General features: G+C 39.8%; 11 protein-coding genes. 5 read left to right on the forward strand and 6 right to left on the reverse strand.

What is annotated here, in order from left to right:
• Positions 1-85: 85 nt before the first annotated feature.
• Entirely contained in the window at positions 86-2,296 is a 2,211-nt protein-coding gene (locus P162_RS17095; protein ID WP_031429162.1) for a bifunctional alpha,alpha-trehalose-phosphate synthase (UDP-forming)/trehalose-phosphatase, read from the forward strand.
• Between the two features lie 194 nt (positions 2,297-2,490).
• Positions 2,491-3,837 (forward strand): M28 family metallopeptidase, encoded by a 1,347-nt coding sequence (locus P162_RS17100; RefSeq protein WP_031429163.1) that lies wholly within the window; start codon positions 2,491-2,493, stop codon positions 3,835-3,837.
• Between the two features lie 175 nt (positions 3,838-4,012).
• On the opposite strand, the gene P162_RS17105 is transcribed toward P162_RS17100, so the two are convergent.
• The 3 genes from P162_RS17105 to P162_RS17115 form a co-directional block, all read right to left on the reverse strand.
• Positions 4,013-4,864, reverse strand: a complete 852-nt coding sequence (locus P162_RS17105) for a formate/nitrite transporter family protein (RefSeq protein ID WP_031429165.1) — start codon at positions 4,862-4,864, stop codon at positions 4,013-4,015.
• A gap of 386 nt (positions 4,865-5,250) precedes the next feature.
• Positions 5,251-6,444: a cation:proton antiporter gene (locus P162_RS17110; RefSeq protein ID WP_081868486.1), complete on the reverse strand. Its 1,194-nt coding sequence runs from the start codon at positions 6,442-6,444 to the stop codon at positions 5,251-5,253.
• A gap of 327 nt (positions 6,445-6,771) precedes the next feature.
• Positions 6,772-8,742 (reverse strand): aconitate hydratase, encoded by a 1,971-nt coding sequence (locus tag P162_RS17115; RefSeq protein ID WP_031429167.1) that lies wholly within the window; start codon positions 8,740-8,742, stop codon positions 6,772-6,774.
• A 142-nt stretch (positions 8,743-8,884) separates the two neighbouring features.
• On the opposite strand from P162_RS17115, the gene P162_RS17120 reads away from it, so the two are divergent.
• The 3 genes from P162_RS17120 (at position 8,885) to P162_RS17130 (ending at position 10,782) form a co-directional block, all read left to right on the forward strand.
• Positions 8,885-9,847 carry a TerC family protein gene (locus tag P162_RS17120; protein ID WP_031429168.1) on the forward strand — a complete coding sequence of 321 codons (963 nt, stop codon included), beginning with the start codon at positions 8,885-8,887 and terminating at the stop codon, positions 9,845-9,847.
• Between the two features lie 119 nt (positions 9,848-9,966).
• Positions 9,967-10,272 (forward strand): HPF/RaiA family ribosome-associated protein, encoded by a 306-nt coding sequence (locus P162_RS17125; RefSeq protein WP_031429170.1) that lies wholly within the window; start codon positions 9,967-9,969, stop codon positions 10,270-10,272.
• 9 nt (positions 10,273-10,281) lie between these two features.
• Positions 10,282-10,782 carry an arsenate reductase family protein gene (locus P162_RS17130; protein WP_051908150.1) on the forward strand — a complete coding sequence of 167 codons (501 nt, stop codon included), beginning with the start codon at positions 10,282-10,284 and terminating at the stop codon, positions 10,780-10,782.
• Positions 10,783-10,863: 81 nt separating this feature from the next.
• Here P162_RS17130 and corA read toward each other — a convergent pair whose 3' ends face one another.
• From corA to P162_RS17145, 3 genes are all read right to left on the reverse strand, one after another.
• Positions 10,864-11,970, reverse strand: coding sequence for a magnesium/cobalt transporter CorA (corA, locus tag P162_RS17135; RefSeq protein WP_031429173.1), 1,107 nt, complete (start codon positions 11,968-11,970; stop codon positions 10,864-10,866).
• Between the two features lie 243 nt (positions 11,971-12,213).
• Positions 12,214-12,762: a type 1 glutamine amidotransferase domain-containing protein gene (locus tag P162_RS17140; protein WP_031429174.1), complete on the reverse strand. Its 549-nt coding sequence runs from the start codon at positions 12,760-12,762 to the stop codon at positions 12,214-12,216.
• A 167-nt stretch (positions 12,763-12,929) separates the two neighbouring features.
• Entirely contained in the window at positions 12,930-13,715 is a 786-nt protein-coding gene (locus P162_RS17145) for a tRNA pseudouridine synthase A (protein ID WP_031429175.1), read from the reverse strand.
• Positions 13,716-13,744 lie beyond the last annotated feature (29 nt).

The following is a 13,744-nucleotide window of genomic DNA, read 5'->3' on the forward strand; positions in this document are numbered from 1 at the left end:
AGTTGTGCAAAAGCAGGCTATAAACCCATATAATTTCCGAAATTTAAGCAATAACAAAAATATCCAACCAACAATCAGTCACTTTATGAGCAAGACTATCATTATTTCAAATAGACTGCCCTTACAATTACAAATCAATAATAATTCCCTTGAAGCGATCCCAAGTGTGGGAGGCCTGGCAACCGGGATGAAATCCGTTCACCGGGATGGTAATGGAGTGTGGGTTGGTTGGCCGGGACTTACAGAGGAAGAGATCCCGGAAGACATGCAGGATAAAGTGGTTGAGGCGTGCAAAAAAGAACAGTGCGTACCGGTTAATCTTGATCAGGAGGATGTAGATGGTTTTTACTATGGCTTTAGCAACCGGACCATCTGGCCGCTCTTTCATTATTTTATGGAATATGCCGAATTTGAAAAAAACTACTGGAATACGTATAAAAAAGTCAACGAGAAGTTTGCGGAAGTTGTACTTGAACAGCTTGAAGATGGCGATACCGTCTGGGTTCATGATTACCAACTTATGCTGTTGCCACAGCTAATTAAGAAAGAAAGGCCAGAGACGCGCATAGGCTTCTTTTTACACATCCCTTTTCCCTCCTATGAAGTTTTTAGGACTTTGCCCTGGCGAAAAGAAATCCTCAAAGGTTTGTTGGGATCAGATCTTATCGGTTTTCACACCTATGATTATGAGCGTCATTTTTTAAGTTCGGTAAGCCGAATTTTACGTCATGATGTGAATTTCAACGAGATTATGCTGGGAGATCGACTGGTTACGGTGAACTCTTTCCCTATGGGTATTGATTACGCCAAGTTTGAAAATGCCGCGTTAACGAACCAAAAACAAAATGCTAAAGAACAATCAGAATTGCAGCGCAGACTGGATATGCACCTGGACGCTACACCAGATGCTAAGATGATACTTTCCATTGACCGGCTTGACTATACAAAGGGAATAGCCAACCGGATAAGGGCTTATGAATATTTCCTGGAAAATTATCCGCAATATCTTGAAAAAGTGCGTCTGGTAATGCTGGCTGTTCCCTCCCGTTCCAACGTACCTCAGTATCAAAAACTGAAAAAAGAAGTAGACGAACTCGTGGGGCGCATCAATGGTAAGTTCGCCACGGTAAGTTGGACGCCCATCTGGTATTTTTATCGTTCCATGCCTTTTGACAATCTTATCGATTTGTATACCACCTGCGATATCGCGCTTTTAACGCCCATACGCGACGGTATGAACCTTGTTGCCAAAGAATATGTTGCCACGCGAACAGACAAGACCGGAGTCCTTATTTTGAGCGAAATGACGGGTGCCGCACAAGAGCTGAACGAAGCGTTGTTGATCAACCCAAACAATTTTGAAGAAATTGCGGAAACTCTAAAAGAGGCGATAGAAATGCCCGAAGAAGAGCAAAAACAACGCAATTCACAAATGCAAAAGCGGCTTAAGCGCTATAATGTTGAAAAATGGTCTTCGGAATTTTTAGATGCATTGGAAAAAACAAAGGATAAATCAGATATGGTAAAAGCTATTAAAATAAAAAAAACACAGCAACAGGAAATGATGCAAGCTTTCCAGAAGTCTGAAAAACGTATTCTGTTTTTGGATTATGATGGCACCCTACGCGGCTTTGTAAGTGATCCCGCAAACGCAAAGCCAGACCCGGCAATACTGGATCTTGTGGCAAGTATTCAAGCGCAGGAACATACAAAAGTTGTTATCATAAGTGGTCGCGACCGCGATACGCTGGGCACCTGGTGGAAAGATGTACCTGTTACCCTAATCGCAGAACATGGTGTGTGGAAACGCAAATCTGGAGAAGATTGGGAAATTACCGAAAAGATCAAAAATGACTGGATGCCACAAATAAGGCCTATCCTTGAAACCTACGTTGACCGTACGCCGGGCACATTTATTGAAGAGAAAAATTATTCGCTGGCCTGGCATTATAGAAATGCCGACCCTGAGCTTGGCGAAATGCGGGCCAACGAACTTTCCACTGTTATTAAAGAACTTGCCAGCAATAAAGATCTAGGAGTTCTTGATGGCAATAAAGTGCTGGAAATTAAAAGTGGAGCGGTCAACAAAGGAAAGGCGGTTGCCAAAGAGATTTTTAATAAGGATTACAGTTTTATATTTTCCATTGGTGATGACTGGACCGATGAATTCATGTTTGAGGAGTTACCAGAATCTGCTTATACGGTGAAAGTAGGATTGCAAAAAACAGCGGCCCGTTTTTATGTGGAAGATACAGACCATGTACGGCAATTGCTGGAAGAATTTGCCAAAAACTGATCTTTTTTAAGGCATTTATGTTCCTAAAATGACGGTTTTTAAAGGTTTTTACCTCAAAAAAACTGATGAACGCCCTTTTGAACAGGGCGTTTTATTTTATATTTAGAACCAGAAGTTAGAAAACGATGCGAGGTAATTATTCGCTCTGTAATCTATAAAGATCTTACTTAAACAATTAAAACCATACCTTTTATATGAAACAATTTAACACCCTACTTCTATTATTTTTAACCACCACGTTCTTTGCACAGGAACAAGTCCCATCAGCGACAGATTTGCGTATCTACGATATTATTGGTAATGTTTCCGCAGACAGCATAAAGGCGGATGTTACAAAACTTGTTGGTTTTGGAACACGGAATACCTTTAGCGATACCGTGAGCACAACCCGGGGAATAGGCGCAGCCAGACGCTGGATAAAAAGCGATTTTGAGAAGTCATCTTCCGCATGCGGCAACTGCCTTGATGTTTTTTATCAGAAAGATCTAGTGACGAAAGATATGGGACAACGCGTACCCCATGATGCTTACGTGGTCAATGTATTAGCGGTACAAAAAGGAACAAAATACCCCAACCGCTATATTATCATGAGTGGTGACATAGACTCGCGTGCGAGCAATACCATGGACTTTAAAACAGATGCGCCAGGTGCCAATGACAATGCCAGCGGAATGGCTGGAACGCTGGAAGCTGCACGGGTACTTTCAAAATACAAGTTTGAAAACAGTATACTTTACGTTGGTCTTTCCGGTGAGGAGCAAGGGCTTTTTGGAGGAGCCGGCCTTGCCGCATACGCGAAAGAAAAAGGCTGGGAGATCATCGGGATTTTTAATAATGATATGATTGGCAATATCAAAGGTGTGGACGGTTATGTAAGCAACCGTGATTTTAGGATATTTTCTGAGCCCTTACCAGCCAATGAAACCGAAGAGCAACGAAAGGCCCGCAGGTTTTACGGTGGTGAGGTTGATGGTATTTCCCGGCAATTGGCCCGTTACGTACATGGGAACGTAAAAAAATACATGCCCGAAATGAACCCAATGATGATCTACAGACTGGACCGTTTTGGCCGCGGCGGCCATCACCGTCCCTTTAACGATCTTGGCTATGCAGGCATCCGCATAATGGAAGCTCATGAAAATTACACACAACAACATCAGGATGTGCGCGTAGAAGATGGGATTGCGTATGGCGATGTTCTGGAGCACGTAAATTTTCCCTACGCGGCCAAATTAACCAGCGTAAATGCGATAAATCTCGCAAGTATTGCCTGGGCACCACCAGCACCCAAAACAGTTGAAATTGGCGGAATCGTAGAAGCTTCGGCGAAATTAAAATGGACACCTGTAGACGGCGCAGTAGGGTATAAAATCTACTGGCGTGATACCACATCTCCTACCTGGGATCATAGCCGTTATCTTACAGAAACAGAAATGACGCTTGAAGGTGTTGTTATCGATAATTTTTTCTTCGGCGTTGCTGCTGTAGGGGCTAATGGCCATGAAAGTGTGGTTCAGTTTCCTAATAGCATCATGCGGTAAGGCATATGACGCAGCTAACATACTGTTGTGATCAAGCAAGCCGTATGTTAGTTGCTTTATTCAAAATATAAACTTGAATATAGTATTTAAGAATCATGAATGGCAAGTCGGTTATAGTTCAGATCGAACCAGTTTCCTTGATCACATTCTAAAATATTACAAATTGGAATTTGTATTATCCCACATTATAAACAAATGCCCTATATTTTAGGAGGGCAACAAAGAAAACCCCACCCACGGCATTACCAGCTAAAGCGAGACCTTCAAAAGATAAATATTTCCAGAATGAAATGGAAGAATCGTTCAAAAGACCGGCAAAAACTTCTACGTTCCCAATGATGCTATGATGCAAATCTGTAAAGGCCATTACAGAGGTTACTATAAAAATCAGCACGATTCTACTTATCGTTTCCTTTGAAGAGGTCAGAAGCCAGGATAGTAATCCCATGAGCCATCCTGCTAAAATTGCGCTTACAAATATGACAATATTATCTACGGCTGTTACGTGCTGGGCAATTCGAACGACCGTTTCTGGGGTAAAAATATGAAGCCTTCCCCCTATCCAGGTCAATATAACTGCCATGATACAGCCACCCAATAGATTTCCAAAAATTACCGTCCCCCACAATTTAAACAAACTAAAAACCGAACGCTTATTGTTGAGAACCGGTAAACTCAATAAGGAGGTTTGTTCTGTAAAAAGTATGGATTGGCCTAAGATCACCAAAATAAATCCAATGGGATAAACCAATGCCCTGGCTTTAACGATAACTTCTGGGCCTACTTTACCGTAAAGAAAACCACCAAGGGAACATAACAGTAAATAGCTAAAACCTATTTCCAATCCTGCCGTTAAGGAACTCAGCAATATACTACTGGAACTGCGGTTGTAGGTTTGCTGACCCTCAACGATTTGTTCTTTTAGAATTTCCCCGTGCGTCTTCGCATTTACCTGATCGCTTTTTTCAGAATTCTGAATTTCATTATCAATTTCTTCTTGTTGTATTTTCTTTTCCGCGTCACTCATTATTCATGGTACTATTTACTTTGTATCGCTTTGAATCGCAAAATAAATTATTTTACTGTTCCATACGGACTTCAGCAACTATTAATTCCCGTTTCTGGTCATTAGGGCACGATTAAACACCCTGCTGGCGATTTCAAAAGTTTTCGTCGGCAATTTTAGCAATACTTTCAATTCAGGTCTTAGGAGATGAAAAAAATTGAAGCCGCGGTTTATAGAAACAAGCAAAATAGTACAATGCCCATCGAGAGGAAGGCCTAAACGTATAGAAGTATAGCTTATGGAAGTTTGGTAAAAATTACCTTATAAAAGAAATCGTCCTGGGAAATTTTGTAGGATTAAGGTACTTCTTTTACTAAATATGCTTAGCAGATTAAAGAAAAATCGCGTTAGCCCGGATTTTCCTGTTTAAAATATTGCACCACACGTGGTCCAGTTAAACCATGCACTATAATGCTGATAAGCACTGCTACGGTAACCAGCGCGTAAAGTTCATTAGCTTTGGAAAAATTACCCTCATAAATACCGTACGAAAGATAAAAAAACGAACCTACACCCTTCACTCCGAAAAAACTGACCGCCCATTTCTTTTTTTTACTGAAATCTGTTCCCAAAAGGGCAATTCTGCCGCAAAGCGGTCGTAAAACCAATACAATAATTCCGGCAACAACGATTCCAGGCCACTGAATATAATTAAGTATTCCGGAAAGCACAAAACCCCCAAAAAGAACGATCCAAATTACAATAAGCAGTTTTTCAAATTCATCAGTGAACAGTAGGATTTCCTCTTTTTCCTGATCTTCCCGCTCTTCTTTATGGTAGTGATACTGTGCAAAAAGACCACAGAAAAAGGCGCTTAAAAAGCCGTAACCTAATAAGACTTCGGTAATTGCAAATACGGTCATGGCCAGTACAATCCCCACAAAACCGCTTAACGGTTTATGCTTATACTCTGATTTGATCTTATGAATGGAATAACTATAGCAAAAACCTATAATCGAGCCAACTATAATGCCTATCACAATTTTATATAAAAAGAAAAACCCAAACCAATGCACAAAATCAATTTTCATAAAATCAGGCTGCCTTGACCAGAGAATCGCGAGATAAACAAATGGAAAGGCAAAACCATCGTTAAGTCCAGCCTCTGCCGTAAGTACGTACCGCATTCCTGTATTTTTTTTCCCCTTGGTTTCATCCTTTCTCAGTTGCAGATCTGATGCGAGAACGGGATCTGTAGGGGCGCATACGGCTGCCAACAATAAAGAAGATGCACCATCAAGGTTTAAAATATATTTTCCCAATAAGAATATGCCTATAATATAAAGAGGCATGGTTGTATGAATCAAACGCAGGGTATTTTGCCAATGCTGAAGACTATACCGAATCCCTATTTTTAACCCTGCTCCCATCAAGCTTATGACCACTATAATTTCAGTAATTACCTTGACCCATTGTTGATCCCAAAGAGGATCTGGCCATTTTACGGGAACTCCAAAAAAGTGTATTGCCAACCCCAATACCAGCACAATAGGTGCAAAAGTGATCTTCAATTTTTTTGCAACAATGGGGATATAGGCCATGCTTACCGTAGCCAGGCCAAATGCTAAGAGAATGAGATGGTAATTTTCTATTTTGATATTATGGAGGTTAGCACTTAGCTTCCTAAGTAGGTTTAATACAAATATTCTTCCGGTTAAAAAGCTTCATTTTAAAAGGTTATACTATACAATACGTCAAAAGATCCCCTGATTGTTACTTATGAAAACTAATATGCTATTTGAAAGATGATGGCGGATTAAAAATAAAATCAAGAATGTATTTTTAATTCTTAAAATATCATTTCCAAAAAAATACCCAATGCAAAGAGCACTGGGTAAATTTAATTCAGTTTTGATGTATGCAATTTTTTAGGCTGTCAATTTTTCCTTAAAATCATTGATTATTCCACCTTTGAGAAGTACTCGTATTTGTCTGTCGCTCAGGGTATGTTTTGTTTGAATTATCAGGTTATCCTGATTCTCTTTTTGGATAATAACCTCAATATTTTCCCTGTTTTCGACATTTTTCCGTAGGTTTTTAAAGTGTATCATATCTCCCTGGGTTATTTTCTCAAGATCTTCCTTATTGATGAATTCCAAGGGCAATATTCCAAAATTAACGAGATTTTGCCACGCGATTCGCGCATAGCTTTTTGCAATAACCGCTACCTGACCTAGATATTTAGGTGCAAGTGCCGCGTGTTCCCTACTACTTCCCTGAGCATAATTTTCTCCGGCAACCACGATATGTCCTCCATGTTCTTCCTTGATCGCCATTGCCCGGTCGTAAAATGTCTCATCAATAACAATATAACTGTATTTACTGATTTCTGGAAGATTACTTCTGAATGGAAGTACTTCTGCACCGGCTTTTAAGATTTCATCTGTTGAAATATTATCGCCCATTTTTAAGGCTACTGGAACACTATAACTATCATTTAAGGCATCTATATGAGGAAGCGATTTAATATTTGGCCCTTTCTTCAGTTCAATTTCGCTCGTATTTTCTACGGGGGCGACGAGCATGTCCATGTTTATAATGTGCATATGTGGAGCTTTATACTGTGGATACGTCATCCCATAAAGTTCTTCCAGGTCACGAGGATCTGTAATTTCACCCGTTAAAGCGGAGGCTGCCGCTGTTTCCGGACTACACAAATAAACCTGATCATCCTTAGTACCAGAACGATCTGGAAAATTACGTGGCATTGTTCTCAGGCTTATGGTATTGCTGGCCGGTGCCTGACCCATACCTATACATCCCATACAACCACTCTGATGAAAACGGGCTCCCGCGGTAATTAAATTAGCAAAAGCCTTATTTTCGATCATATTCTGAATAATCTGTCGGCTGGTAGGATTTACATCAAAAGAAACATTAGGATTGACAGCTTTACCATTGACGATCTCCCCTGCGATCCAGAAATCGCGCAAACCAGGATTTGCCGAAGAACCGATTACAACCTGCCCTATCTTTTTCCCTGCTACCTCGCTCACGGGCACAACATTTCCTGGACTTGTGGGCATGGCAATAAGCGGCACAAGATCATCTAGAATAATCTCATCATGAAGGTCGTACTCACAATTTTCATCCGCTAAAAGTTCTGTCCAGTCCGCCTCCCGATTCTGGGATTTTAGGAAGCGCTTGGTTTCCTGATCGCTGGGAAATACCGTTGTGGTGGCACCTAATTCAGCTCCCATATTTGCGATGACATGCCTATCCATCGCGCTGAGGTTATCCAGGCCATCTCCATAATATTCTATTATTTTACCCACGCCACCCTTAACATCATGACGTCTTAGCATTTCTAAAATAACATCTTTTGCACTAACCCAATCCGGCAACTTACCCGTAAGCTTTACCCCCATTACCTGAGGCATTTTAACGAAATAGGGTTGGCCTGCAATTGCTGCCGCTACATCCAGACCACCGGTACCTATGGCGAGCATTCCCAATGAACCTGCTGCACAGCTATGACTATCGCTGCCCACCAGCGTTTTTCCCGGTTTGCCGAAACGCTCCATGTGTAAGGGATGGCTTACCCCGTTACCTGGACGGCTAAACCACAACCCAAATTTCTGCGCGGCACTATGCAAAAAATCATGATCATCTGCATTCTTAAAATCCGTTTGTAAAAGGTTATGATCAACGTATTGAACGGCAACCTCAGTCTTTGCACGATCTAGTTTCATGGCTTCCAGTTCCAGCTGAACAAGTGTACCGGTTGCATCCTGTAAAAGGGCCTGATCTATTTTAAGCCCAATTTCCTTTCCGGGTTTGAGTTCACCATCAACTAAATGTGCGTTGATTAATTTTTGGGTTACGTTGTATCCTTTCATGGTTGTGATATTGTTTAGATTAGAATTGCCCAAATAAAATACTCAGAAACCAGTTTTTAAACAATTATTTAACAGCAATTTAGTTTCTGAAGCGCTTGCAGCCATGGGATCTTATCTATTTTTACACCTCAAAAATTAACGTATGTGGGTCTGGGGTTTATTTATAGTATTTATATTAATTTGTCTAGCACTTGATCTTGGTGTTTTCAACAGGGATGCGCATGTTATACGCAGCAAAGAAGCGGGTATATGGACCGCGGTATGGGTTTCTATAGCTCTTGCTTTCAGCGGGGTAATTTACTGGCTATTTTCAGCTGAAATGGTTGAAAACCCAACTGGTTTGACGCCAGATAATGCCGTTTTAAAATACATCACAGGTTACCTCATTGAGCTTTCCCTAAGCATAGATAATGTGTTTGTGATTGCGGTTATATTTTCATCCTTTGCCATTCCGCAAAAATTTCAGCACCGTGTACTTTTCTGGGGTATACTGGGAGCCATAATTTTCAGGGCGCTTATGATCATTTTTGGTGTCGCGCTTATCAACAAATTTGACTGGATTGTTTACGTTTTTGGTGCATTTCTATTGTTTACCGCATTCAAAATGTTCAAATCTGACGATGCGGATTTTGACCCAAAAGATTCCTTTATTTTCAAGAACATAAAAAAGATATTTCCTGTAACCACGGAAACTGATGGTGCCAACTTTTTTATGCACATTGATGGTAAACGCCTTGCCACTCCCCTATTTATCGCACTTATCGTGATAGAGCTTACAGATATTCTTTTTGCCCTGGATAGTATTCCCGCAATCCTCGCGATAACCGCAGATCCTTTTATTGTTTTCACCTCTAACATACTGGCGATCCTTGGTCTACGGTCAATGTATTTTTTGATTTCCAGGATGCTGTCAAAATTCAGATATATCAATTATAGTTTAGTGATCATACTGGCATTCGTTGGTCTGAAAATGATCTTTTCACATACTATTGAAATACCAGAATGGCTTTCTTTACTGGTGATTATTGTTTCTCTGGGAGGCGGTATTTTAGCCTCTGTTCTTATCAATTCCGAAGAAAACGAGGAAGAAATAATTGATCAGTAATAGTTCTATATACATGTGGAACTGCCAGAATCGAGGTTCACAAAGAAAGCCTAAAACCTGTTGAATTTGTTGGTGCAATGCTTAACTTTCAACAACTAATTACCAAAAAATATAGAATTATGAACTATAATTTTGAATACCACGATGTAACTAAAAGTGAAGCGTTAGAAAGCTTTACCATAGAGCAACTTGATAAACTAGTAAATAAGTACGATTTTTTAGTGCGGGCAGATATTTTTTTTAAAACGGAGAATACTTCCAGCGATGAAACAGGTATGAAATGCGGTATACGCTTGAGCGCACCGGGACCACGCCTTTTTGCCGAAAGTAGCTCAAAAACCTTTCATGAATCGGTTAAGGTAACCATTAGGGAACTTAATGTGCAGCTCAAAAAGAGAAAGGATAAAATGAAATCACATCAATAATATACATATATGGATTCTATAGCAAGAAATGATAACCAGATCACGCTGATTTATAGCAGTAAAACGCGTTTAGGAAAGCGTACTCGCGCCCACGTAGATGCTGTGCAGGGAACAAAGCTTCAAACCATTGATATCGCTGAGACGAAGCTTACCGGGACGCAGTGGGCTGAACTTGCCATTGGTCTCAACAAACAGATCAAAGACCTCGTGAATTACGAAGAAGCCGATAAAGATGAAGAGGATAAAGTACAGGGTGATTTTGATGACGCTTCTTATATCAACATCTTAAATCACAGTCCGGAGTTGTTTACCCATCCTATCGCTATTTTGGGCAAAAACATGCTTCAAATCACAAATCCTACAGATATTCAGCAGTTTATTGAAGTTGATTCTGCCGGTCTTGAGAAGAAAATGATGTATGATGAGCCGGTTATCAGTAGCCAGACAAAGGGTGAAAAATTCATCGAGAAGGAAGGCGAACAAAAACAGGAAGATTCCGAAGGAAAATAGAATCAGTTCATTCTGATTATATAATTCAAAAAGCGGCCTAAAGCCGCTTTTTTTGGTTTAAATAGGTCAATAATTGGCTATTTAAAGCCATTTTTTACTTTTGAAGTAATATAAAAGGCCCAGAAAAACCACGATCATAACCCCCCATAAATAATAATACCCATTTTCATAGTGCAACTCCGGGATATTGTCAAAGTTCATCCCATAAATACCTGCAATAAAGGTAAGCGGGATAAAAATACTTGACACAATAGTTAGCACTTTCATCACCTCGTTCATACGATTACTGATCGTGGTCATATACATATCCATCAAACCACGGGTCATTTCCCTATAAATTTCTATACTTTCTGATACCTGTACTATCTGATCATAGAGATCCCGCAAATACTTCGTAGTGCGTTTATCTATTAATTCATTATCCAACTTTTCAATCTGGCTCACCACTTCCCTAAAAGGATAGACTGCTTTCCGGATCCCGAGGGCTTCTTTTTTTAATTCTTGTATTTCCTGTGTAATCCCATTTTCTGCCTTGTTCAGAAACAGTTGATCTTCCAGCGTTTCTACGCGTTCGCCCATAGATTCGGTAAGAATAAAATAATGGTCAACCACTGCATCCATTATGGCAAACATCAAATAGTCTGCCCCAGCCTTCCGAATGCGGCCTTTTGAAGATTCAATACGTTGCCGTAAAGAATCGAAAACGTCCCCATCAGCTTCCTGAAAGGTTATTACATAATCTTTGCCCAGTACCAGACTGATATGCTCATTGACAAAATTGCCTTCTTTATCAAAATACAGCATTTTAAAAACGACGAAAAGATAGTCAGGATATTCATCAATTTTAGGGCGCTGGTTCGTGTCAACGATATCTTCCAGAATAAGCGGATGCAGCCGGAAATTCTTTCCAAGTTTCTCGATCTGGTCTATGTGACTAAGTCCATTTGCGTTGATCCAGGTAACCCCGTTTATTCTGGGCTTTTGCATCGCTTCGTCAACAGAATTGCTCTTGGAACTCTTATGGCTGGTAGGGGAATATTCAATAATCTCTACATGAATATCCTTTTGCTCTTTTGTCCCGGTATAGGTAAGTGTGCCCGGTATGTCATTTTTTAATCGTTTTTCAACCCTGCTGATCAAAGGGATCTTTGGCATTCTGGGTTTCTTCAATTTGATTTTCCTACGCATAGCTTTGCTTTATCCATTCAAATATAATACAGACGTTATATATTCTAAGAAGAATGCCGACAAATGACATCTAAAGATTTACAATGCAAACAGCAAGTCTTTTTTAAACATAACATTTTACATTCAGAGACGTAAATTAAAAACCTGCTGGAAATGAAACATAAAAAAAGCCCGCTTAAAGCAGGCTTTTTTTGAAAATTTCAAATGCATATCATTAAAAAATCATGATATTACAGTAACTATTTAAGCATGTTGACGCTCGTGCTTACCTTCTCTGATTTCTTCTACTAATTTTGCATTAAAGGCAGGCAAGTCATTAGGATTACGGCTGGTTACAAATCCCTGATCAACTACTACTTCGCTATCTTCCCATTTTGCACCTGCATTGATTAAATCTTGTTTGATTGATTTAAAGGAAGTCAATTTACGTCCTTCTACAACGCCTGCATTAATTAACATTTGCGGTGCGTGGCAGATTGCTGCAACTGGTTTCTTAGTGTTAAAGAAATCCCTTATAAAGCTTAGGGCATCTTCATTTACCCTTAGTGTATCTGGATTGATAACACCACCAGGTAGCATTAATGCATTGTAATCTTCAGCATTTACCTCATCAATGGTTTTATCTACGTCATATTCTTCAGACCAGTGATCTGTGTCCCAAGCTTTGATTTTACCTTTTTTATCGCTTACTATATGTACGTCGAAACCAGCATTTTTCATGGCTTCTAATGGAGAAGTAAGTTCTACTTCTTCAAATCCGTCTGTTGCTAATATTGCTATCGTCTTATTCATAATATATCTACTTTTTTAATTCAGTACAAATATAGGCAGCAACAGTGTTTATTTGGGTTAAATAAGGGTTAATCCTAGTGTCAGTAAGGGTTAAAGCTTGTTAATACTCGGTGTTTTTTGTTAATTTACCATAGTTTTTAAGACTTTTCATTAAGTTTTTCTGCTCATTACTCTTCTAAAGTTGAACTGTGCAGGATCAATCCCGAAGCTGGAGCAATATGGGTAAGTTTAATGTGTTCCTTTGCTTCAAGAACCTGCTGAAAATACTCCCAGTCCATTTCCCCTTTTCCAAGATCAATAAGCGCGCCCATCATGAGACGTATTTGATGCCTTTTAAACCCGCTTCCTTTTACACGCAAGAGAAAACTTTCCTTCGGAAAAAAATTTGCAGTGTAAACAGTGTTTTGCACAATCTCACAGCATGTGATGGTAACCACGGTTTGCGTTTCCGGCTTAGGTTTAAACGTGAAATTTATAAAATCATGTGTTCCCTCCATACATTTCGCAGCGTTTTGCATTAAACTGATATCTAAGCTTTCAAGTATATTCACCATAAATGGCGCACAAAATGGATGGTTTTTTTCTCCGAACGAAAAAAGGAATAGATATTCTTTCTCCTTGGGATGTTGAATAATATTAAAGTCCGCTGTGGTTTCATTAATGGAAAGAGCACGTATATCTGGCGGTAGGTTTTGATTCAGTACCGGTAAAAATGCTTCGACATCAATAGTGTCATTGTCTATAAAAAGTTCAACAAAGGTCTCATTCACCGAAACTTTCGCATCGGTACGGCCTGCCGCCAGCAACTTGAAATTGCTATGTTGCAGCACATATTGTAACGTGCGCTGCATCATACGCTCTACCGTAAGCACTTCAGGTTGTTTTTGCCAGCCGTGATACCTAAAACCCAGGTATTGTATTTTAAGTAAATAATAATAGCGTTTTCTGATCATGAGGTAAAATTAGCCATTTATGCCTTGAA

Source organism: Flavimarina sp. Hel_I_48, assembly GCF_000733945.1.
Classification (GTDB): Bacteria; Bacteroidota; Bacteroidia; order Flavobacteriales; family Flavobacteriaceae; genus Leeuwenhoekiella.